This is a genomic window from Candidatus Dormiibacterota bacterium (genome assembly GCA_035532035.1).
Lineage (GTDB): Bacteria > Vulcanimicrobiota > Vulcanimicrobiia > Vulcanimicrobiales > Vulcanimicrobiaceae > Tyrphobacter.
On record DATKRS010000011.1, the window covers coordinates 65,119 to 86,791 of the forward strand.

General features: G+C 67.2%; 18 protein-coding genes and 1 tRNA gene. 12 read left to right on the forward strand and 7 right to left on the reverse strand.

The annotated features are described in order from the left end of the window. Positions 1–39: 39 nt before the first annotated feature. Both VMV82_04180 and VMV82_04185 read left to right on the forward strand, forming a co-directional pair. The gene (locus VMV82_04180; protein HUY40748.1) at positions 40–615 is read left to right on the forward strand and encodes an NUDIX hydrolase; all 576 of its coding nucleotides are present in this window, start codon (positions 40–42) and stop codon (positions 613–615) included. Further along, positions 600–4,766, forward strand: coding sequence for a DEAD/DEAH box helicase (locus VMV82_04185; protein ID HUY40749.1), 4,167 nt, complete (start codon positions 600–602; stop codon positions 4,764–4,766). The genes VMV82_04180 and VMV82_04185 overlap by 16 nt, the downstream gene beginning before the upstream one ends. Here VMV82_04185 and VMV82_04190 read toward each other — a convergent pair. From VMV82_04190 to VMV82_04200, 3 genes are all read right to left on the reverse strand, one after another. After that, positions 4,673–5,494, reverse strand: coding sequence for an alpha/beta hydrolase (locus VMV82_04190; protein ID HUY40750.1), 822 nt, complete (start codon positions 5,492–5,494; stop codon positions 4,673–4,675). The genes VMV82_04185 and VMV82_04190 overlap by 94 nt on opposite strands. Positions 5,495–5,829: 335 nt before the next feature. Further along, positions 5,830–7,068, reverse strand: coding sequence for an MFS transporter (locus tag VMV82_04195; protein HUY40751.1), 1,239 nt, complete (start codon positions 7,066–7,068; stop codon positions 5,830–5,832). Beyond that, positions 7,065–7,673: a cytidylate kinase-like family protein gene (locus tag VMV82_04200; protein ID HUY40752.1), complete on the reverse strand. Its 609-nt coding sequence runs from the start codon at positions 7,671–7,673 to the stop codon at positions 7,065–7,067. Before VMV82_04200 ends, VMV82_04195 begins: the two co-directional genes overlap by 4 nt. Before the next feature lie 45 nt (positions 7,674–7,718). Between VMV82_04200 and VMV82_04205 the strand changes: the two genes are divergently transcribed. From VMV82_04205 to VMV82_04225, 5 genes are read left to right on the forward strand one after another with little or no spacing between them, the layout of a single operon-like run. Next, a complete protein-coding gene (locus VMV82_04205; GenBank protein ID HUY40753.1) occupies positions 7,719–8,729 on the forward strand; it encodes an ATP-binding cassette domain-containing protein in 1,011 nt (336 codons plus the stop codon). Continuing rightward, complete coding sequence (locus tag VMV82_04210) at positions 8,726–9,262, forward strand: hypothetical protein (protein ID HUY40754.1); 537 nt, start codon at positions 8,726–8,728, stop codon at positions 9,260–9,262. Before VMV82_04205 ends, VMV82_04210 begins: the two co-directional genes overlap by 4 nt. A 14-nt stretch (positions 9,263–9,276) precedes the next feature. Then, complete coding sequence (locus VMV82_04215; protein HUY40755.1) at positions 9,277–10,074, forward strand: ABC-2 family transporter protein; 798 nt, start codon at positions 9,277–9,279, stop codon at positions 10,072–10,074. Positions 10,075–10,101: 27 nt separating this feature from the next. After that, positions 10,102–10,896 (forward strand): ABC-2 family transporter protein, encoded by a 795-nt coding sequence (locus VMV82_04220; GenBank protein ID HUY40756.1) that lies wholly within the window; start codon positions 10,102–10,104, stop codon positions 10,894–10,896. Further along, positions 10,893–11,774, forward strand: coding sequence for a serine hydrolase (locus VMV82_04225; protein ID HUY40757.1), 882 nt, complete (start codon positions 10,893–10,895; stop codon positions 11,772–11,774). The genes VMV82_04220 and VMV82_04225 overlap by 4 nt, the downstream gene beginning before the upstream one ends. Before the next feature lie 276 nt (positions 11,775–12,050). Here VMV82_04225 and VMV82_04230 read toward each other — a convergent pair whose 3' ends face one another. Further along, on the reverse strand, positions 12,051–12,887 hold the full coding sequence (locus VMV82_04230) for a peptidylprolyl isomerase (protein ID HUY40758.1): 837 nt from the start codon (positions 12,885–12,887) through the stop codon (positions 12,051–12,053). On the opposite strand from VMV82_04230, the gene VMV82_04235 reads away from it, so the two are divergent. The 3 genes from VMV82_04235 to VMV82_04245 all read left to right on the forward strand — a co-directional run bounded on the left by VMV82_04235 (position 12,886) and on the right by VMV82_04245 (position 14,982). Continuing rightward, positions 12,886–13,347, forward strand: a complete 462-nt coding sequence (locus VMV82_04235; protein ID HUY40759.1) for an ATP-binding protein — start codon at positions 12,886–12,888, stop codon at positions 13,345–13,347. The two genes, VMV82_04230 and VMV82_04235, sit on opposite strands and share 2 nt — an antisense overlap. Positions 13,348–13,359: 12 nt before the next feature. Beyond that, positions 13,360–14,733 (forward strand): M28 family metallopeptidase, encoded by a 1,374-nt coding sequence (locus tag VMV82_04240; GenBank protein HUY40760.1) that lies wholly within the window; start codon positions 13,360–13,362, stop codon positions 14,731–14,733. 176 nt (positions 14,734–14,909) lie between these two features. Then, positions 14,910–14,982, forward strand: a tRNA-OTHER gene (locus VMV82_04245). Between the two features lie 92 nt (positions 14,983–15,074). On the opposite strand, the gene VMV82_04250 is transcribed toward VMV82_04245, so the two are convergent. Beyond that, complete coding sequence (locus tag VMV82_04250) at positions 15,075–16,352, reverse strand: glutamate-1-semialdehyde 2,1-aminomutase (GenBank protein HUY40761.1); 1,278 nt, start codon at positions 16,350–16,352, stop codon at positions 15,075–15,077. 52 nt (positions 16,353–16,404) lie between these two features. Between VMV82_04250 and VMV82_04255 the strand changes: the two genes are divergently transcribed. Continuing rightward, positions 16,405–17,505 carry a P-loop NTPase gene (locus tag VMV82_04255; protein ID HUY40762.1) on the forward strand — a complete coding sequence of 367 codons (1,101 nt, stop codon included), beginning with the start codon at positions 16,405–16,407 and terminating at the stop codon, positions 17,503–17,505. 15 nt (positions 17,506–17,520) lie between these two features. On the opposite strand, the gene VMV82_04260 is transcribed toward VMV82_04255, so the two are convergent. Continuing rightward, complete coding sequence (locus tag VMV82_04260) at positions 17,521–19,038, reverse strand: amidohydrolase family protein (protein HUY40763.1); 1,518 nt, start codon at positions 19,036–19,038, stop codon at positions 17,521–17,523. Between VMV82_04260 and VMV82_04265 the strand changes: the two genes are divergently transcribed. After that, a complete protein-coding gene (locus tag VMV82_04265) occupies positions 19,037–20,233 on the forward strand; it encodes a M48 family metallopeptidase (protein ID HUY40764.1) in 1,197 nt (398 codons plus the stop codon). The genes VMV82_04260 and VMV82_04265 overlap by 2 nt on opposite strands. Here VMV82_04265 and mptA read toward each other — a convergent pair. Then, positions 20,178–21,593 carry a GTP cyclohydrolase MptA gene (mptA, locus tag VMV82_04270; protein ID HUY40765.1) on the reverse strand — a complete coding sequence of 472 codons (1,416 nt, stop codon included), beginning with the start codon at positions 21,591–21,593 and terminating at the stop codon, positions 20,178–20,180. The genes VMV82_04265 and mptA overlap by 56 nt on opposite strands. Positions 21,594–21,673: the final 80 nt, after the last annotated feature.

Below are 21,673 nucleotides of genomic sequence, written 5' to 3' on the forward strand. Positions count from 1 at the left end.
GGCCGCCTTCGCGAGAGGGGCAGCCGATGCTTCGTCGGTATGGCAGCGATGATGGACAAGCCGCACTGGCGCAGGGTCGCGTCGCGCTACGTCGTCGACTCGCGATTCCTTCGCATTCGGCAGGACACGATCGAGTTGCCGGACGGCACCCTCGTGCCGGAGTACTTCGTGCGCGAAGCGGCTGGGTTCGTGATGGTCTTCGCGCTCACGGTCGACGAGCGCGTCGTTCTCGTGCGCCAGTACCGCTACGGCACGGACAGCGTCGGTCTCGAGCTCCCAGCCGGCATGCTCGAGCCCGGGGAAGACCCCGAGGCATGCGCGCGGCGGGAGCTGCTCGAGGAGACCGGCTTCTCCGCGGAGTCGATCCAGCCGCTCGGCGAGTATGCGGTCGAAGCCGTGCGCTCGACCGCGAAGGCCTACATCTTTACAGCCGCGGAAGCGCGTCGCACGAGCGAGCCGCATCTCGATCCCACCGAGCACATCGAGGTCGAGCTCCCGTCTATCGCAGAGTTCGCCAGGATGCTCGAAGACGGCCGGATCGACAACCTCGCCTCGATTGCCGCTGGGTACCGGGCGCTCGCGGCGCGAACTCCTGTTCGATGCCCCAAGCCCTGATCCCGGAGCTCCATCCCCTCGTCGGGGAGTGGTTCTCGCAGCGCTACGGCGCTCCGACCGATCCGCAACGACTCGGCTGGCCGCTCGTACGCGCCGGCGAAGACGTGCTCGTCTGCGCGCCCACCGGCTCCGGAAAGACGTTGGCCGCGTTCACCGTCTGCCTCGACGATCTCGTCCGGCGTGCGGAGCGCGGCGATCTGCCCGACGGGACGCTTGCGGTCTACGTCTCGCCGCTCAAGGCGCTGAGCAACGACGTTCGCAAGAACCTGGAGTTACCGCTGCGTGAGCTGACGGTGCGCGCCCTCGAGCGCGGCATCCGTCTCGAAACGATCCGCACGGCGGTGCGGACGGGAGACTCAACGCAAGCCGAACGCGCGCGGATGCTTCGCACGCCGCCGCACGTACTCGTCACGACGCCGGAATCGCTCTACATTCTCCTGACCGCGGAGAAGTCGCGGCGTCTCTTCGGCGGCGTCACGACGGTCATCGTCGATGAGATCCACGCGATAGCGGGCGACAAGCGCGGCGCGCACCTGGCGCTCACCCTCGCACGCCTCGACGCGCTCGTCGAGCGTGAGAGCGGCAAGAAGCCGCAGCGCATCGGTCTCTCGGCGACCGTTCGACCGATCGAGACGGTGGCACGCTTCCTCAGCCCGAAAACGCGCGTCGTGGACGTCGGCGCGCGCCGCGAGATGGACGTCCGCGTCGAGGTACCGCGCGACGAGCTCGGCGCGGTAGCGAGCACGGCCATGTGGGACGAGGTCTACGATCGCATCGCGGAGCACATTCGCGCGCACCGCACGACGCTGGTCTTCGTCGGAACGCGGCGCATGAGCGAGCGCGTCGCGTTCGCGCTCACGCAGCGACTGGGCGAAGGCGTGCTGCTGCCGCATCATGGCAGTCTCTCGCGCGACGCGCGCTTCGAAGCCGAACGGCGCTTGAAAGGCGGAGAGCTCCGAGCCGTCGTTGCGACGGCCTCGCTCGAGCTCGGCATCGACATCGGCACGATCGATCTCGTCGTCCAGCTCGGTACGCCGCGCGCCGTCGCCGTCGCCCTGCAACGCATCGGACGCTCCGGGCACTGGGTCGGCGCAAAGCCCAAGGGCATCATCTATGCGACGACGCGCGACGAGCTCGTGGAGTGCGCGGCGCTCGTGCACGCGCTACGCGCCGGATCGATCGACGCGCTGACGATCCCTCGCTCGCCTCTCGACATCCTCGCGCAGCAGCTCGTCGCGGCGTGCTCCGCAGGCGAGTGGGAAGCCGACGAACTCTACGCGCTCGTACGGGGCAGTTACTCGTACCGCGATCTCTCGCGCACCGATTTCGATGACGTGCTTGCGATGCTCGCCGACGGCGTCGCGACCTCACGAGGGCGCAGCGGCACGTTCTTGCACTACGATCGCGTCAACGGCCGCCTGCGCGCGAGGCGCGGCGCCCGCCTTGCGGCGATCACGTGTGGTGGCGCGATTCCTGACACCGCGAACTACAACGTGATCGTCGAGCCGGAAGGGCAGATCATCGGTACGCTCGACGAGGATTTCGCCATCGAATCCATGGCCGGCGACATCTTTCTGCTTGGCACTAACTCGTGGCGCGTTCGGAAGATCGAGGCCGGGGCCGTGCGCGTCGAGGACGCGCGCGGCGCACCGCCCTCAATTCCGTTTTGGAACGGCGAGGGACTTGGCCGCACGATCGAGCTCTCGCGCGAAGTCTGCGCGGTGCGCGAGCGCATCGAGACGAGCGACGACGGTGCGGCCCGCGCGTTTCTCGCGGCCGAGTGCGGCCTCGACGATGCCGGCGCCGCCCAGGCCGTAGCGTACGTGCGCGCCGGACGTGCCGCGCTCGCCGCCCTCCCGACGCATCGCACCGTAGTCGCGGAGCGTTTCTTCGACGACGGGGGAGGCATGCAGCTCGTCTTGCACACGCCCTTTGGCGCACGCATCAACCGCGCGTGGGGGCTGGCGCTGCGCAAGCGATTCTGCCGTTCGTTCAATCTCGAGCTGCAAGCTGCGGCGACCGACAACGGCATCGTGCTCTCGCTCACCGACCAGCATGCCTTTCCACTCGAAATCGTCTTCGAGTTCGTGAAGTCCGCCAGCGCAGAAGACGTCTTGACCCAGGCTCTGCTGCCGGCGCCGATGTTCGCCGCCCGCTGGCGATGGAACGTCACGCGGTCGCTCGCTGTGCTGCGCCGCCGCGGCGGGAAAAAGGTTCCGCCGCAGATTCTGCGCATGCGCTCCGACGATCTGCTCGCGTCCGTCTTCCCGGATCAGGCCGCGTGCGCGGAAAACTTGACCGGGCCGATCCGCGTTCCCGATCACGTCCTCGTCCGCGAGACGATCGGCAACTGCCTCCACGAAGCGATGGACGTCGACGGACTGCTCGACGTCTTGCGCGGCATCGAGCGAGGCGAGATCGCGACGCATGCGATCGACACGGCGGAGCCCTCGCCGTTCTCGCACGAGATTCTCAACGCCAATCCGTACGCGTTCCTCGACGACGCGCCGCTCGAGGAACGCCGGACGCGCGCGGTGCAGCTGCGGCGAACGCTCCGCGACGACGACGCCGGCGCGGGGCTGCTCGATGCCGCCGCGATCGACGAGGTCGCGGGGCAGGTATGGCCGGTCGTGCGCGACGCCGACGAGCTGCACGACGCGCTGACGACGCTCGTCGTCCTCCCGCCCGTCGACGCTTGGCAGCCGTGGTTCGAACGCCTCTGCGCAGATCGCCGGGCGCTCGTCCTCACGCATGGCGAGCGCCGGTTCTGGGTCTGCGCCGAGCGTGCCGAGCTCGCGCGGCGTGCGTACCCGCAACCGCCGGACGAGCGCGAGGGCGGAGCGGTGACCGAGGTTTTGCGCGGGTGGCTCGAGTGCAGCGGACCGGCGAGCATCGGCGATCTCTGCGAGCGCCTCGCCCTCGACGCGCAATCGGTCGAAAGCGCATTGCTGCGGCTGGAGACTGAAGGCCAACTCCTGCGCGGCACGTTCACGGCAACAAGCAAACCGGCGAAATCAGGCAACGGTGGGCCCACCGCAGGCGCTGCAGCATCATCGGAGCAGTACTGCAACCGGCGAGTGCTCGCGAGAATTCATCGCCTGACGATCGGGCGGCTGCGCCGAGAGATCGAGCCCGTCTCGGCGGCCGAGTACGTTGCCTTCCTCCATCGCTGGCAGCACGTGACGCTCGCGACGCGGCTCTACGGTGTCGACGGGACGCTGCAGATCGTGCGGCAGCTCGAAGGGTTCGAAGCCTCCGCCGCCGCGTGGGAGACGCAGATTCTTCCGGCGCGCATCGCCGGCTACAAGCCCGAGTACCTGGATCGCCTCTGCTACTCGGGAGACGTGATGTGGGGACGGCTCTCTCCTCACCCGGCTCTTGCTCGGTCGGACGAGGACGCGACGCTCCCCTCGACTCGACTCAGGACTCGCGTGCGCCCGACGAAGCTGGCACCGATCGCGCTGCTGCTGCGCGAAAGCGCCGAGCAGCTGGTGGTACGCTCGCCGGCTCCGCTTGGCGACGACGCGGGGCTCTCGCACGCCTCCCGTGAGGTCCTCGCGGAGATCGAGCATCGCGGCGCCCCGTTCTTCGCCGACATCGTACGAGCCACGAAACGCTTGCCGAGCGAGGTCGAAGAGGCCCTGTGGCAGTTGGTCGCCGCCGGTTGCGTCACGGCCGACGGGTTCGACGCGCTTCGCTCGCTCATCGACGCAAAGCGCCGGCTCGGTGAAAAGGGTGTGCGTTCGCGTCCGCGTTCCTCGAGCGGGCGCTGGACGCTGCTTGCGGGAGCGCGCGAGCGGATCGACCCCGCTGCGTTCGCATCTCGGCTCCTTGCGCGCTGGGGTGTCGTCTGCCGGGACGTGACCGCTCGGGAGAGTCTCGCGCCGCCGTGGCGCGAGCTCGTCGTCGTGCTGCGCAGAATGGAGGCGCGCGGAGAGATTCGCGGCGGACGCTTCGTCGCCGGGGTCGGCGGCGAACAGTTTGCGCTCCCAGAGGCGCTCGACGCACTTCGCGCTGCACGGCGCAGCGCCTACGCCGACGACGCTCGCGTCGGCGATTACGATCCGCTCTCGCTCGCCGGTGCGATCCTTCCGATGAACGCGCAGAGTGCCGCAGTGATGAACGCAGGCTCTTCCAGCATCGGGAGGTGACCGCTGCGTTGCGCAACGACGAGCGCAGCATGAGGAAACGCCGCGGCGACGCTGCGCGCTTCGTCGAGCGAAACGACCGCGTCGTGCGCGCCGGCGATGACGAGCACGGGCATCGTCAACTCCGGCGCGATGTCGTCGGACGCGCTGCGCATCGCCATTCCGCGTAAGAGCGCCGCTGCGCCTCGCGGGCCCGTGCGGCGGGCGATTGCGGTTACTCGAGCGACGATCTCCGGCGCATCCGCCAGCGTTTGTGGCGCGAGAAGACGCGCAACGTACGCATCGACGACTGCGTCGATGCTCGCCTCACGCTCGACGCGCGCGGCGAGCGTTTCACGCTCTCGCGCCTGGGCGGGAGCGTCGGCGGCGAGACGGCTGCAGACGAACGCGAGCCCGCGCACGCGTTCCGCGAACATGCGCGCGAAGGCGAGCGCCACGTATCCGCCGGCGGAGTGACCGACGATCGTTGCGCGCTCCTCGCCGAGCGCATCGAGCACCGCCGCCAGATCACCGGCGAGCGATTCCATGAGATACGGTCCGTCCGCGACACCCGACGCACCCATCCCGCGCAGGTCGGGAAGTACGACGCGACACTGCGCCGACAGCTCCCGCGCCGTCGCATCCCAAATCTCGCGCGAGAGTGGAAATCCCGCTAGTAACACGACGGTGTGCGCGCCGGATCCGGCGACGCTGACGTCGAGCGCGATACCGCCGTCGACCAAAACTTGCATAAATCGCGCTAATACTGTATAAGGTAGGCAACAACCCTGGTCGCTCCTCGCGACCGGAGAAAGGATAGTTGCATATAATGGCAGCTAAGAGACGGAGAAAGAAAGCCGCGTCCAAGGCGGCAGCTCCGAAGAAGACGACGCGCCGCAAGAAAGCTCGCAAGGGCGCAGCGCGTAAGACCACGCGCCGCAAGGCTGCGCGCAAGACCACTCGCAAGAAGGCAGCGCGCAAGACCACGCGTCGCCGTCGTCGGAAAAAGGCCGCCTAAAAGGCTCGGCCTTTTTCGTTCTCTAACCCATGCGAGTTTGCGCATCGAATATGCGCAAACTCGCTTTCTTTATGCGGTTCTCACAACGGGCCGTAGGGCCCAAATCCCCAGTAATAGCAGCGCGCAGAGCGCACCGGCGACAAAGAACATCTCATGCAAGCCGATGAAGGCGGCGATCGTGCCGTCGAGCAACGATCCGAGCGGCACGACGCCGATCGCCACCATCGTATACACGGAGATCGCACGCCCACGCACCTCGTCGGGCGCGAGCGTCTGGATCAGGACGTTCGTCGTTCCAAGAAAGGCGAGCGTTCCGACACCGATCAAGGTCAGGACCGGTAAGGCGAGAGCGAGCGTCGGCACCACGCCTAAGAGGAGAACGCCGCAGGACATGGTGCAGCCGGCGATGAGCCAGAGGTACGAGCGGCGCTCCCGCTGCGCAAAATACGCGGTCACGAGCGCTCCGCCGAATCCGCCGATGCCCACCGCCGCCACCGCCCAGCCGAGCTGCTGCGCGTCGGCGTGAAGCAGGTTCACGGCGAACGCCGGGAGCAGCTGGCCGTACGGCCGCACGAGCAGCGCCGTGACCACGAACGACAGCATCACCCAGCGTAGAATCGGATGGCGCAGCAGGAAGACGATCCCGAGCCGCAGCGCGCCGAAGAGCGATTCACCCCGCTGCGTGCTCGCTGGCGAAGGGCGCATGAGGAGAATCGCAACGACGACCGCGAGCGTCATCACGGCGTTCGCGTAGAACGACCCGGCAACGCCGACCCAGACGATGAGCAGCCCCGCGATGGCCGGACCGATTACCGCGGGCGCGTTGAATGCGACAGAGTTCAGGCCGATCGCGTTCGGGACGTACGCGCGATCGACCAGCAGCGGAACCCAGCTCTGCCGCGATGGCGAATCGAACGCTGCTCCCGCGGAGTTGATCGCCGAGAGAACGATGAGGCTGGCAAGATCGAGATGCCCGAGCGTCGCCAGAACGGCCAGCGTCAACGCGACGAGCGACTCCACCGCATTGGTCACGAGGAGCGTCGCGCGCCGCGGCAGCGTGTCCGCGACGACGCCGGCAATGGGTGAGAGCAGCAGTACGGGAACGGCGCGCGCCGCTCCGAGAAATCCGAGATAGAGCGCGGCCCGATGCGGCGACCCGGCCATGCGCGCAACGAAGAATCCCATCGCGGTGAACTGCATCCACGTGCCGAGATTCGAGACGAGCAAGCCGCCCCACAGGAGGCGAAAATCGCGATACCGCAACGCCGCCAGGAGCGGCGCGCGCTTGGGGATCGGGCGGTCGATCACGCGCGCGCGGCTGCAGCGATGAGGACGGCGCTGCCGTCGACGCCGAGCTCGGAGCTGTCCAGGCAGAGATCGTAGATGTGCGGGTCGCCGAAGTTGCATCCGAAGACGTCGCGCAGGTGCGCGCGCCGGGCAGCGTCGATTCGGTCGACCTCTTCGCTCGCACCGCCTTCCTCGACGCCGTAGGCCCGCGCAACGTGAGCGACGCGCCACGCACGCGGTGCGTAAAGGAAGACGCGAAGCACGTCGGGGCGCCGCCCGAGGATTGCGCCGGCGCCCCGCCCGAGGATCACGACTCGCCCTCGAGCGGCGTATTCGAGGACGGCATTGCGCACCTCGGCGAGATATCGCTCGCCGAGCTCGGCCGCAACGCTCGGCTGCGCCAGCTCCGGCGTCGCACGCTCGAGCGCGGCGAGCACCCTCTCGCCCATCGACCGCCGCGTGTCCTCGGCGGCCTCGACGTCCTCGGCGCTGATCTGAAGACGCCTGGCCACGACGACGGGAAGCTGATCGTCGACGAGGTCGAAGCCGAGCAGCTCCGCGCTTCGACGGCCGACCCCGGTGCCGCCGGCGCCGAACTCGTTGCCGATCGTAACGATGGTGCGCACCGCAACGGGCTTCGGGACCGCGCGTTTTGAATACTGTGAGCACTCGTGCCGCCGATCATCGAGACCCGCGACCTGCGCAAGGTCTTCCGAACCGTACGCCGCAGACCGGGGGCGCTCGGCGCGCTGCGCACGCTCTTTTCGCGCGCCTACGAGGAGCGCGTCGCCGTTTCGCAGGTGACCATGGCGATCGAGCCGGGCGAACTCGTCGGGTACATTGGACCGAACGGCGCCGGGAAATCGACGACCATCAAGATGCTCACCGGCATCCTCGTCCCGACGAGCGGAAACGTGACCGTGGCCGGCGTCGTTCCGTACGCCTCCCGCGGCCGCAACGCTCGCAACATCGGCGTGGTCTTCGGACAACGCAGCCAGCTCTATTGGGATCTGCCGCTCGTCGAATCCTTCGAGCTGCTCCGCGCGATCTATGCGATTCCTCGCGACCGCTACCGCCGTAATCTCGATGCCTTCGTCGAGCTGCTCGAGATGGAAGACTTCATCCGTACGCCCGTGCGGCAGCTCTCTCTCGGTCAGCGAATGCGGGGCGATTTCGCGGCGGCGATGCTCCACGATCCGAAGATCATCTATCTCGACGAGCCGACGATTGGCCTCGACGTCGTGGCAAAGGAGGCGATACGCACCTTCATCGCGCGCGTCAACGCGGAGCGCGGAACGACGATCATCCTCACGACGCACGACCTCGCCGACGTCGAGCGGCTCTGCCGCCGCATCGTCTTGATCGACCGCGGCTCGATCATTTACGACGGCGACGTCGAGCGCATCAAGAACGAGTACGGCCGCTTTCGAACGCTCGTCGTCCACTTCGCGCAGCCCGTCGCACGGCCGCAGCTGGAAGGCGCGGAGCTGGTCTGCGTCGAGGGGTCCACGGCGCGGCTGCGCTTCGACCGCACGCGGGAGCGCGCCGACCGGCTCATTCGAGCGGCGAGCGAACGTTATGCGCTGGAGGACGTGAGCATCGAGGAGCCGGACTTGGAATCGATCATTCGCCGCATCTACATCGAGGGCTACGACCGCTTGCCGGAGGAGGCATCGACGTGATCTATTCCAGCGGGGCGAAGCGGCCGCGCATCGACCGGAGTGCGTACGTGGCTCCGACCGCCATCGTCAGCGGGGACGTGACGATCGCGGCAGGCTGCGCCGTTCTCCATGGCGCCGTCATCGTCGCCGAAGGCGCGCCCGTGGAGATTGGCGAGGAGTGCGTCGTCATGGAGCACGCGGTGCTGCGCGCCACGAGCAAGCGCCTCACGCTCGGCGAGCGCTGCGTCATCGCTCCGCACGCCTACGTCGTAGACGCCTCGCTGCCGGCGGACTCGCATGTGCCGATCGCCGCCGCACAAGGCGAGAACGTCCGCTCGCGCAACGCGCAGACGTACGCGGACTTCCTTCGGAAAGCGCACGCCGACGACGCCGCCGTCGACACGCCGAAGCGCACGGCGCCGAAGCAGCCGAGCGTTCCGGAGGAGATTCCGGAGGCGCCGCATGTCGAGGGCGTGGACAACGCGATGATGCTCGAGCTCGCGGAGATGGAGCGCCGGCGGCAAGAAACGCTGCGCAAACGAGGCGGTAAGTAGAAAGTAGTCGCCACGTGACCGCGCTGGTTCTTCCGTATTGGGAGTTTGCGAAGAAAGCGTTCGCCCGTGAGGCGACGTATCGCTTCGAGGTCTTCACTAACGTCGGGTCGCTGATCCTGCGCGTATACCTGCTGCGTTGTCTATGGACGGCGCTCTACGCGCAGAACGCCGCGCCCATGAATCTCCCGCTGCATGCGATGATCACGTATGCAACGGTCGCGCTACTGATGTCGCTCGTGCTCGAGATCGACGGAACGCGGTTGATCCGCGAGAGACTGCGTGAAGGCACGATCGCGACGGACCTCATGAAGCCGATCAGCCTGCCGCTGTACTTCTTCTCGGACGGCGCGGGGCGCACGCTGCTCTATGCGGTCCTCGTGATACCGACGCTGCTGTGCGCGCTGCTGCTCGTCCACATCGACGTGCCGCGGCCGGCCACGCTCGCCGTCTTTGCGCTTTCTTTCCTCGTCGCGTACTGCGTCAACTTCGCGCTGAACTTCTGCATGAATGCCATCGCCTTCTGGACGCTGGAGACGTTTGCGCTCCAGCTCATCGTCCGCTGGGTCTCCGACTTGCTCTCCGGGCAGATCATCCCCCTGACGCTCTTCCCGGGCTTGGCCGGCCGCGTGCTCTTCGCATTGCCTTTTGCCGCGATCTACTCGACGCCGCTCTTGATTTACATCGGTATAATCCCTCCGAGCGGCTGGCAAGAAGCCCTCGCCGTGCAAATCCTCTGGCTTGCAGCCTTCGGCTTGGCCGCATTCGGCGTCTGGCGCGCAGCGGCGCGGCGCATCGTCATCCAAGGGGGCTAACGCGACGGTGCACGGAATCACGAGTTGATGCTGGCGGCGTACGCGCAGTATTGGCGTATCAACGTCTTGACGATGCTCGAGTACCGAGCGAACTTCGTCATGTGGTTCGCGTTCACGATCGTCTATCACGCGGTCGCACTCGGAGCCCTCTACGTCACGATGCGGCAGTTCCCGTCCATGAACGGCTGGACGTTCCGTGAGATGTTCCTGCTCTACGCGCTCTGGATGACGGGACACGAGCTGCACAACGCGTTCTTCTTCCAAGTGGTCAGCGTGCCCGATTTCGTCCGCGAGGGACGCTTCGACCGATTCCTCATCCGCCCGCTCGACGCGCTCTTCCAGGTGCTGATCGTTCCGCAACAGCTGATTCCCGACGGCCTCGTGCTCGCGTTGGTGACGCTCGGCCTGGCCATTCCGGTCGCGGGCCTGCACGTCACCCCGTTGCTGCTGCTCTTGATCGCGCTCGTCGTGTCGGGAGGGGCGCTGATCGATCTCGGCATCTCACTGGTCATTGCGACGCTCTCGTTTTGGTTCGTTCGGGTCGATACGCTGCGATGGGCGGTGATGTCGCTCGAACAGGATTTTACGCGCTATCCGATCAGCATCTACGCGCGCGGCGTGCGCCTCGTCCTCGCCTTCGTGCTGCCGTTTGCCTTCATGAACTACTTTCCAGCGACGTTCTTGCTCGCGAAACAGGAGACGGGATTGGGATTGAATCCGGCGGTCGGGCTGCTCACGCCGGCGATCGGCGTTGCGTGGGCCGGCGTTGCGTACGGCTTTTGGCACGTCGGGCTGCGCCGGTACCAAGGAACGGGATCGTGAAGCGCGGTGGATTCATCGGCACGGCGCTCGCGGCGGCGGCAGCCGCCGTGCTGCCGAGGGGCGCGCGCGGGCAAGAGCTCGAGCAGCAAATCTCCGACCTGCTCGCGCAAGGAGACGGCACCTTCGGGGTCTTCGCCAGAACGATGGCCACCGGACCGGCGCTCTATGCGATCAACGCGTACGAGCGCTTCCCCTGCGCCTCGACCATCAAAGTGCTCGTCATGACGACGGCGTTCTACGCCGAAGAACGCGCGCCGGGCGCGCTGGCCGAACGCGTTCGGTTCGACCGCGCTCGCCTCATCGGAGGATCCGACTACATGCAGACCCTCCCAGACGGCGAACGCCTGCGCGTCGGAGATCTCATCAGGCCCATGATTCTCTACAGCGACAACACCGCCGCGAACATGCTCATGAGCCACTTCGGCATGGAGCTCATCAACGCGGTCGGGGTACAGGCCGGCATGCTCGACACCCATCTCGCGAGGCTGTTCATCGACGTTCCGTGGAAAGTGCACGACCTCAACGTCACGACGCCGTACGACATGGCCACCCTCCTGTATCAGATCGAGTACGGCGCGCGAGAGGCCGTGCCGACGATCGTGCAGCCGCGGCACTGCCGTCACATGGTCGGCCTGATGCTCCACCAGCAAGACCGCGACAAGATCCCGGCCGGGCTACCGCCGGGGACCCCCGTTGCGGACAAGGACGGCGAGCTTGACGGGACGCGCAACGACGCCGGCATCGTCGAGCCGTTCGGCGACTCCCCGTTCATCCTGTCGATTTTCACGAAGGGCATCGGCGATTACGCGAGGTGCTTGCACACGATTCGCCGCGTCGCGCGGCTTACGTACGATTCGGTGGCCGGCAGCGATCTTTAGGGAAGCTCTGAAGAAGTCCATGTACCGATCGTTTGACGCCCTGAGGGTTCGGATGGTAGGAGACCGCGAGGAAGCATACTCGTGGCAGTCTGTGACCGAGCGGGCGACGCCGCAGACGAGCCCTCAGGGCGCAAACCCAATGGGCAACGGCGTTTTTGCCGTAGCTCGTCGTCGCTGCGTCGGTCACAGAGCGCCCGGGCTATGCTCCCTCCTCGCTCCTCGATCTCCGGCCAAAACGCTCGTTGCGCTCGGTGCAGCGACTTCTTCAGAGCTTCCCTAGCGCGGCTCGACGCGCACCGAGCGCATGGTGTCGCCGCGACGAATCGCATCGAGCGCCTCGAACCCGTCGGTCATCTGCCCGAAGACGGTGTATTGGCCGTCGAGAAAGCGCGCGTCGTCCAAGCAGATGTAGAACTGCGAGCCTGCGGAGTCCGGTTGCGACGCACGCGCCATCGCGACCGTCCCGCGCAGGTGCGGGCGCGCGTTGAACTCCGCCTTGAGCTGGTATCCCGGGCCGCCGGTTCCGTCACCGCGCGGATCGCCACCCTGCACGACGAATCCCGGCTCGACGCGATGAAACGCGAGACCGTCGTAAAACCCGGCGTCGGCCAGTTTCACGAACGCAGCCGCGTGCAGCGGCGCGTCGTCGGGGAAGAGCTCGAAGACGATGTCGCCGTGGTCGGTGGCGATGCGCACGCGCGACGTGTTCGCGCGCTGCGCGCTCTGCGCGATCTCCGACGGATCTGGTGGGGTCATGCTCATGTTCTCAGTTACCTGTGCGGGCGTCGTAAGAGCCGGTGCTTTGTGCAGCGGACAGCCAAAGGCCTCGTCACGAGCGAGTAGGGCAAGCTTAGCCGGCCGGTCGAGGCGCTTGAAGCGCGCTTCGTGCGAGCGGGCGGTATTGAGCCCGCGCGTGTACCACCAGGCCAGCAATGCGACCGGCAAGCGGCTGCGCGTGTACCGCGCACCGGTACCGCGGGAATGTGCTCGTAGACGCCGGGCCAAGTGCGTCGAGCATCCTGTATAGAGGGTGCCGTCGGCGCACGCGAGCACGTATACGACGGCCTGGGGTTTAGCGCATGCTCCCTGATGGGATATATGGTTAATTGCCATGAGTTGGGGAAAGCCGGAGGTCGGCGACGGAAGCGACCGTGTGCTTCGGGTCTGTATACCGCCCGACGCGCGTCACGTTCCAGGCGTCCGCAAGACGCTGGCAGGCTTTGCCCGCCGACACCACGTCGCGTCGCGCGATCTGGACACGCTGCTGCTCGCCGTGGGAGAAGCGGTGACCAATGCCGTCGAGCATTCCGAGACGACGCACGACATCGAGGTCCAATGCCGCATCGACGAGCGGGAGATCATCGCGACGATCATCGACAGCGGACGCGGCGTCGATCGCTCGGCAGTCGACCGCATCCTGCCGCTTCCCGAGCCGATGTCCGAAGGCGGCCGCGGCATCCCGCTGATGCAGCGCTGCACCGACATGTTCTCCCTGCGCCGGCTCCCGGGAGGAGGAACCGCCGTCGTGCTCGGGCTCCTGCGCCGGATTCAGGAGAATGACTTGGCTTCGTGAAATGCAGTAGCCATGAAGGCTCCCTGCACCGCACTCTTCGCCGTGGCGCTCCTCGCCGCGGTACCCACCGCCGGCGCCATCCCTCATCTTCTTCCCGATCCTCGCGTTGCTGCGCTGGTGGCACAGGTCAGCGCCGCACGGGTCGGCGCCGACGATCGCCGCCTCGTCGCGTTCGGGACGCGCAACGATTTCTCGGAGACGACGTCGACGAGGACGCACGGCGTGTTCGCGGCGCGCGATTGGATCGCCGGTGAGTTTCGTGCCGTCGCCGCGACCACGCACGGTCGCATGAGCGTGGCACTGGACACGTACGTGCAGCCGAAGACGCCGCGCACCCCGCGCGCCGTCACGGAATCGAGCGTGATCGCGACGTTGCACGGTGACGAACCCGGCCGCATCTACGTCATGTCGAGCCACTACGACGATTGCAACGGCGATTGCACCAACGGCTCGCGCGTAGCGCCCGGCGCCGACGACAACGGTTCGGCGGTCTCGGCGGTGCTCGAGGCGGCGCGCGTCATGGCACGCACGCACTTCCACGGCACGATCGTTTTCGCATGCTTCGACGGCGAAGAGCTCGGCTTGTGGGGTTCGAATCACTACGCGCACGAGCTCGCCTCGGCGCGCGCGCCGGTGCTGGCCGTCCTCAACAACGACATCATCGGCTCGATCGACGGCGGCGGCGGGCTCTCCGAGCCCGGCATCGTGCGCGTCTTCAGCGAAGCGCTGCCCACCGGCACGGTGGACGCGCGCGTCAACGCCATCGGCTCGGAGAACGATTCCCCCTCGCGCGAGCTGTCGCGCTTCGTCGCGGAGATCGTTCCCGTCTACGTTCCCGGTTTGCGGGTGCGCCAGATCTATCGTGCGGACCGCTTTCTGCGCGGCGGCGACCAGCAGTCGTTTCAGGCCGTCGGCTACCCCGCCGTGCGCTTCGTCGAAGCGCACGAGAACTTCACGCATCAGCATCAGGACGTGCGCGTCGAGAACGGCGTCCGGTACGGCGACTTGCCGCAGTACATCGATCCCGCCTACCTCGCCCGCGTGACGAAGGCCAACGTAGCCGCGCTCGCAACGCTCGCACTCGGCCCGGCGCCACCCGGCAACGCGCAGATGGTGCTCAGGCACCTCAGCTACACGACGACTCTGCGCTGGCGACCGGCTGCGGACGCCGTGGGGTACGAGATTCTCTGGCGCGCGACGGACGCGTCGACGTGGCAGTACGCCCATCGTGTCGGCGACGTTCTCTCGGCAACCATCGACGCCTCGAAGGACGACTACATCTTCGGCGTGCGTAGCATCGATGCGCGCGGCGTACGCAGCCCGGCGGTCTACCCGACGCCGGTCAGAGAGCGCGTCCCGCCGCTCAAGGGGAGCTCGTTACCGTAAGGTTTCATCCCAACGTCGCGGGCGACATTTCGCGAATATGCGGATGGCTTGTGCTATACTATCCATGCGTCTTGCGAAAACGTGACCGGTTGGACGAAGAGAGACCTCAGTAGGTCTCTCTTTTTGTCTCGTTAGGCCTTGCGGGCCGCCGCTTTCGAGTGAAGGTAGACTTGGGTGCCCCTGTAGTTCAACTGGATAGAACGCGTTTTTCGCAAGACGTGGATTCGGGTTCGAGCCCCGACAGGGGCCCCCGGCGGCATGCCGCTGGATTCGCGCGGGAGCTTTCGGCCGGGGTTGCGACCGGGTCTAGACCGATAGCGCCCCGCGACAGCAACGCTCGTTCACGACGCAAGAGCCTCCTCGGCGGCCGCGAGCGTCTCGTCCACGTCTTGCGCCGTGTGCGCGGTCGAGAGGAACATCACTTCGTTCTGCGACGGCGGGAGCAGAATGCCGCGCTCGAGCATAGCGCGGTAGTACGCCGCGTACCGTTGCCTGTCCGCGGCCCGCGCATCGTCGTAGTTGCGAGTCGGCGGGCCGGGGCGAAACGCGAAGTCAACGATGGATTCTTCTTGTACGACGGCATATGGTAAGCCGCGTTCGGCGAAGATCGAGCGAAGGCCATCAGCGAGCCGCCGCGCGAGCGCGTCCATCTGCGCGTAGTACTCCGGATGCGCTTCGAGAAGATCGAGCACGCGGTGCGCCATTGCAACGCAGAACGGGTTCCCCGCGTGCGTCCCGCCCGTGAAAACGGCGCCGTCCGGAGCGAGCACGTCCATCACGTCCGCGCGCCCACCGAAGGCTGCGATCGGTACGCCTCCGCCCATGATCTTTCCGAGTGTCGTGAGATCCGGCACGACGCCGTGTCGCCCTTGCGCTCCACCAAGACCGAGGCGCAGCCACGTAACGACCTCGTCGAAAAGGAGCAGCGCGCCGTACCGGTCGCAGCGCTCCCGCAATCCTTCGAGAAAGCCAACCGCCGGGGGGACCCATCCCATGTTGCCGCAGACCGGCTCGACGAGAACCGCGGCGAGCTCGCCTTCGCGCCCACGCAGCAGCGCATCCACCGAATCGAGATCGTTGTAGCGCGTGACCACTACGTCGCGCGTCACGCCTTGCGGAATCCCGCTCTGCCGCGCATCGCGCGTCTGCGCCGACGCCCCGGCATCGAGAAGCGCGAGGTCGAAATGCCCGTGGTAGTTGCCGGCAAACTTGAGCACGAGATCGCGTCCCGTGAACGCGCGAGCGACGCGCACCGCGCTCATCACGGCCTCGCTTCCGGTGGTTACGAATCGCATGCGCTGCATCGAGGGGAGATGGGTGCGAATGCGCTCGGCGAGGCGCACCTCGAGCGGATGCGTCGCTCCCCAGACGAACCCGGCGCTTGCGAGCTCGTCGAGGCGTTCGATCAAGGCGGGATGCGTGTGACCGAAGAGCAGAGGGCCGTACCCCATGACGTAGTCGACGTAGCGCCGTCCGCGCTCGTCATATGCGTACGCGCCGCTCGCCGACGCCTGCACGAACATCGCCTCGCCGATCGACCAACCGGAGCGCACCGGAGAGTCGCAGCCGCCCGCGAGCACGTCGCGAGCGCGCTCGGAAAGATCGGCGAGGGCGCGCATGCTCTTGCGACTTCGGTCGGTTACGGGTACGGCCCTCTGCGCCCGCGAAGGTATGCTGATACGTCGTATGTCGCAGATTGAAATCGCCCCGCAAACGAACATCAAGGATCTCGTTGCAGCGCTACCGCTTGCCGCCGGCGTGCTCGAGCAGTTCGGTCTCGGCTGCCCCGGTTGCGGGGTGAGCAGCAACGAGACGATCGAGCAAGGTGCGCGGGCGCACGGTCTGCGCGTCGAGCCGATTCTCACCGCGCTGCTCATTGCACGTCAATCGGGCAGAGTGCCGGCGGTCGCGCAGGCCGATCGAACGCCGCAGCGCCGCGCACCGGGTCCCTTCACCGGCCGAGCGAAGATCGCGCACATCGTTCCCGTCATGTCGGGCAAAGGCGGCGTCGGCAAGTCGCTCGTCACCGCGCTGCTAGCACTTGGACTGCGACGGCGGCACCAGCGCGTCGGTATCCTCGATGCCGATATCACCGGCCCGTCGATTCCAAAGATCTTCGGTCTGCACGCCCCGATGCTCATCGAGGCGGATCCGCACCGTACGACCCCGCAGGGCCAGCCGCAGCCGTTGATGACGCCCGCGCTCTCGCGCAGCGCGATCGAGATCGTCAGCGCGAACCTTCTGACGGATAAGGAAGATACCGCCATGATTTGGCGCGGACCGATTCTCTCCGGCGTCATCCGTCAGTTCTACGAGCAGGCGATCTGGAGCGAGCTCGACGTTCTGCTCGTCGACCTGCCGCCCGGCACGTCCGATGCGCCGCTGACCGTTCTTCAGTCGCTCGATATCGCCGGCGTCGTGCTCGTCACGACGCCGCAGGCCCTCGCCACGATGATCGTGCGCAAAGCGGCGAACCTCGTGCACCAACTGAAGAAGCCCGTCCTCGGCGTCATCGAGAACATGTCGTACTTCATCGCCCCCGACACGGGGAAGCGGTACGACATCTTCGGCCCGTCGTATGCGGATGCCGTCGCCGAAATCGCGCGCGCTCCCGTGCTTGCCCGGATTCCGATCGATTCACGCAAGGCCGAGCTGGCGGATGCGGGACGCGTCGAGGAGATCGACGATCCGATCTGCGACACGCTCGCGGCTGCGCTTCTCGACGCGATCGCGGCGCACCCGAAAGAACCCGCGACGATCTCGCTGATCTAGGAGTTTGTCGGGCTCCTAGGCACGGTAGACGACCGCGCCGTCGCTCCACGTCTCGAGCACCGTGCAACGCTCGAAGCCGTCCTCGAACGGATCGTGGTCGAGCACGACGAGATCGGCCGCGAGGCCGGGCTCGAGGTTTCCGGTCTGTGTCTCCGCGTAGGCCAGCCGCGCCGCATTCACCGTGTAGGCGGCGAGCGCGTCGTGCGGCGTCAATCGCTCGGTAGCCTCGTGATGCTCGACGCACGCGCGCATGCCCGCCAAAGGATCGAGCGGGCAGACGGGCGCGTCGTCCCCACCGCAGAGCACCGCTCCGGCCCGAACGATGCTCGCGAGCGCGTTCATCCTACGCATGCGCGCCGTTCCGAGCCGCCCCTCGTACATGCCGCCCGCCCCGCCCCACTGCGCGTCGAAGAGCGGCTGCATCGAAAGATGGAGCTTCATGCGCGCGCACGCCTCGATGTGTTCGGGGCGCGCGCACTCGAAGTGTTCGATGAAGTGACGAGCACCGCGAGCCGACGGCTTGCCGCTCAGTACGCGCTCCCACGCGGCCACGCACTGATCGATCGCCGCGTCGCCGATCGCATGCACGCCGGCAGCGACTCCGAGCCGCTCGGCATCGGCGAAGAACGCCGCGAGCTCGTCGTCGCGGAACTGCAGCGCCCCGCACGTCGGGGCGTCCGCATACGGCTGCGTGAGGGCCGCGGTGCGGCTGCCGATCGACCCGTCGGCGAAGACGTCTCCGCCGACGAACGGCAGCCCGAGCTCGACGGCGAGGGCCGGGTCGGGTTCGCAGATCTTCGGAACGATTTTTGCCGGCAGCCGGCGCAGCGCATCGATCTCGCGCGCATACTGCTCGCGCGCAAAACCGCACAACTGCGCGTGCAGGTGAAGTGCGCCGCGCGAGAGCGCGAGATCGACCGCTCGGCGCTCCGCCTCCCGGCGTTGCTCGACCGCAATGGCGTTGAGGAAGCGCGACTGCGCGAGCCAATTGGCGGCGAGCGTGAGCCTGCCTGTCGGTTCTGCGCGCTCGTCGCGCTCGAGACCTTCGACGTGCGAGGGCAGCGCGAGCCACTGCAGCGTCGCCCGATTCACCAGACACGAGTGCCCGTCGATGCGCACGAGCATCGCGCGCGCGTCCGCGTGCAGCCGCTCGAGCGGGCGCGCGTCGGCGGACGCACCGTCGAGCCAGTGCGATTCGTCGTATTGGCCAGCGTACACCATGCCGCCGTCGCGCGGGATCTTTGCAACCGCGCGCTCGAACGACGCGTAATCCGTCGTCGTCGCGAGATCGCGCGGACCGAGGAAGTATCCGACGTCGGTGAGATGCACGTGGCAATCGGCAAACGCCGGCAGCACGGTCGCGCCGCGAAGATCGACGCGTGGCACGCCGGTTCCTGCGTCGCGCGCATCGAGCGAGCGTATTTTCCCTTCGTCGACGATCATTGCGTCGTGACGCACGAAACGCGCCGATCGAGCATCGAAGCGGTAAAACCGGGCGCCGTCGAGAATCTGCACGCGATGCGAGGATACCATGCGCGGCCGTGAGGTTCTTCTCGGCCTAGCCGCGGGTTTCGCCGCCGGGTACCTCGGTGCGCGCAGCTACGAGGCATGGTGCGAGCTGCGCGCGCCGGAGACGCGCCATCGCGACGGCGCCGCGAGCTACGGGCGCGTGCGCCGGGCATTGGAAGTCGCGGATACGCTGCAGGGCATCTGCGGAGCGATCGCCGTCGCGTACGGGCCGGTAGGAGAGAGCGTCGACCGCGCGACTCTGCGCGCGCCGGCGTGGCTGCGCCCAGCGCTTTTCGTGATCCCCCTCTCCTTTTGCAGCGCCGCCGTTGAGCTTCCGGCGTCCTTCGTCGCGGATCATCTCCTCGAGCGGCGCTATCGGCTGACGGAGCAGCAGCCCGCAGCGTGGTTAAGCGACTACGTGAAGGGCGCGGTCATCTCGACCGTCATCACGGCCGTCGGCGCGCTGTTGCTCGGCGCCACCGTGCGGCGGTCGCCGCGATGGTGGCCGCTCTTCGCAACGCTCGGCGCCCTGCCGCTCTTCGTCGCCGGAAACCTCATCGTTCCCATCTACGTGCTGCCCATGTTCAACCGCTTCGATCCGCTCGACGGAGCGCTCGAGAAGAGGCTCCGCGCCCTGGCCTCTCGGTACGGGGTGGGCGACGCCGACATCCTGAAGATGGACATGAGCCGCCAGACGCGCAAGGCAAACGCCTTCGTCGTCGGCGTCGCGCGAACGCACCGCATCGTCCTCGGCGACACCCTCGTCGATAGCTTTCCGGACGACGAAACCGAGTTCGTCGTCGCTCACGAACTCGGCCACTACGTTTCGAAGGACGTCTGGCGGCTGACCGCCCTCGGCGACGCGCTCGCCGGCGCGCTCTTCTTCATCGCGAATGCCGCGAGCGGGCCGCGAAGCGGCATGCGCGACCGTCCGATCGTCCTCGCGCGCCTGTACGCCGCGATGCTCGTCGCGACGCAAGCCGTGCGCCCGCTGCTCTTCGCATTCACGCGCGCGCGCGAAGCCGCTGCCGATCGCTTCGCGGTCGAAGCCACGCGCAACCCTCGCGCCGGCGCGTCGGCCTTTCGCCGGCTACGCGATCAAAATCTCGCCGAAGACGAGGTCCCGCGGTGGTACGAGCTCTTCTTCAGCTCGCACCCGTCGCTCAAGTCCCGCATCGGCGCCCTCGAAGCCATGCCCCAAGATCCGTCTTCGGCATAACCTCTTCCGTCTCTCGCAGCTCGCGCCGAAACTCACCGAAGCACCCGAAGGCCTCCGCGAAGGCGTCGTGTTTGTGGATGGACTCTTCGTTGCGTTGGCTCGCGAAGACGAAGGCATCGTCGTCGAAACGCTCGTACGCCTCGAGCGCCCGCGCGACGATGCCCCGAACGACGTCTTCGACGAACTTCGGGTTGTGGTGGGCCTTGTTGACGACAAAGAACTCGTCGGGACGCTTCAACAGATCGTAGGTCTCGCTCGACATCGCGCTCTCGACGATCTCCACGAGGTCCGCAACGTCGATGCCGGGCTCCAGGTTGCCCGCGGTGCCCAGGAGCAGCGAGCCGCGCCCGCGCTGGTTGTGCGTAGCGATCGGGAGCACGCCGAGCGCGCGACGCGCTTGCTCCTGCGTGAACCCCGCCTCTTCGAGCTGTGCGAGCGAATGCTCGCGCACCATGTCTTGCGCGCACGGGCACGCCGTCATCCCCTCAGCCTCGACGCCGACGACGTGCCGCACGCCATCGTCGCCTGCGTGCGCGATGCCGACGAGCGTGTACGTCTCCTCACCCCGCTTCGCACTTACCGGCGTCCAGCGCTCCAACGCGAAATCGGCGCGCAGGCGCACGTCGGCTTCCCTCGTCTGCTGCGTCGCGACGATCTCGCGCGCGATCGCTCCCGCGAGCCGCTCGACCCGCATCGGCGTCGTTTCCCGCGAGAGCACCTCGAGCGTCGCCTCCTCCAAGTTCTCGACGAAGCGCGACATGTGCAGGCCGGCACGATGCGGCCCGAGATCCGCCACCATCGTGAACTCGCCGTTGAAGACGCCCGGGCGCCCGTCGATCTCGAGGTGGACGATGCGGCGAAGGCTCGTCACCCCGGCCCTGTTCAGCGCGATGCGTACCTCCGGAACCTCTTCCTGGCGGTCGGTACGGAAACGAAGATCGCTCTCCAAGCGGCGAACGCTGCCGTTCGCACGACGCGCGCGCGCGGCGTACGCCGGAGCGATCTCGGCCAGCGGCACGAGATCGTACCAACGCGCATCGAGCTGCGGGCGCTCCCACGCATCGAAGACGAGGAGGTCGACGTCGATCGGCCGCGCGGCGAGGCGGCGCATCGCGACGCGTCCGACCGAACGCTGCACGTCTTCTAACCGGCGTGAGAACGATTCGCGATCCTCGTCGACGTCGAGCTGCGCGGCGACGTTGAGAAACGCGGGCCCTTCCGCACCGTCGGCCGGAGCGGTCTCGTAGAACGCGGAGACCACGAGCACGCGCGCCTGCGCGCGCAAGCGCTGCAGCGCAGCAAGGATGTTTGCACGCCGGTCCCCGAGATTCGAACCCAGAGCGACGTAAGCCCGATGCATGTTGCGGCCCTAGAGAAGACCCGACGAGGCCGCTGCATGGAGCGTTTTCATCGGAGATCGAGGAGCGAGGAGGAAGCCTA

Excerpts from the sequence above, each read along its gene's own strand:
- VMV82_04185 (HUY40749.1), top strand. The coding sequence starts at position 600 with ATGCCCCAAGCCCTGATCCCGGAGCTCCATCCCCTCGTCGGGGAGTGG.
- mptA (HUY40765.1), bottom strand. The coding sequence starts at position 21,593 with ATGCATCGGGCTTACGTCGCTCTGGGTTCGAATCTCGGGGACCGGCGT.
- VMV82_04220 (HUY40756.1), top strand. The coding sequence starts at position 10,102 with ATGCTGGCGGCGTACGCGCAGTATTGGCGTATCAACGTCTTGACGATG.
- VMV82_04255 (HUY40762.1), top strand. The coding sequence starts at position 16,405 with ATGCTGATACGTCGTATGTCGCAGATTGAAATCGCCCCGCAAACGAAC.
- VMV82_04235 (HUY40759.1), top strand. The coding sequence starts at position 12,886 with ATGAGTTGGGGAAAGCCGGAGGTCGGCGACGGAAGCGACCGTGTGCTT.
- VMV82_04230 (HUY40758.1), bottom strand. The coding sequence starts at position 12,887 with ATGGCAATTAACCATATATCCCATCAGGGAGCATGCGCTAAACCCCAG.
- VMV82_04265 (HUY40764.1), top strand. The coding sequence starts at position 19,037 with ATGCGCGGCCGTGAGGTTCTTCTCGGCCTAGCCGCGGGTTTCGCCGCC.
- VMV82_04260 (HUY40763.1), bottom strand. The coding sequence starts at position 19,038 with ATGGTATCCTCGCATCGCGTGCAGATTCTCGACGGCGCCCGGTTTTAC.
- VMV82_04240 (HUY40760.1), top strand. The coding sequence starts at position 13,360 with ATGAAGGCTCCCTGCACCGCACTCTTCGCCGTGGCGCTCCTCGCCGCG.
- VMV82_04250 (HUY40761.1), bottom strand. The coding sequence starts at position 16,352 with ATGCGCGCCCTCGCCGATCTTTCCGAGCGCGCTCGCGACGTGCTCGCG.
- VMV82_04190 (HUY40750.1), bottom strand. The coding sequence starts at position 5,494 with ATGCAAGTTTTGGTCGACGGCGGTATCGCGCTCGACGTCAGCGTCGCC.
- VMV82_04180 (HUY40748.1), top strand. The coding sequence starts at position 40 with ATGGCAGCGATGATGGACAAGCCGCACTGGCGCAGGGTCGCGTCGCGC.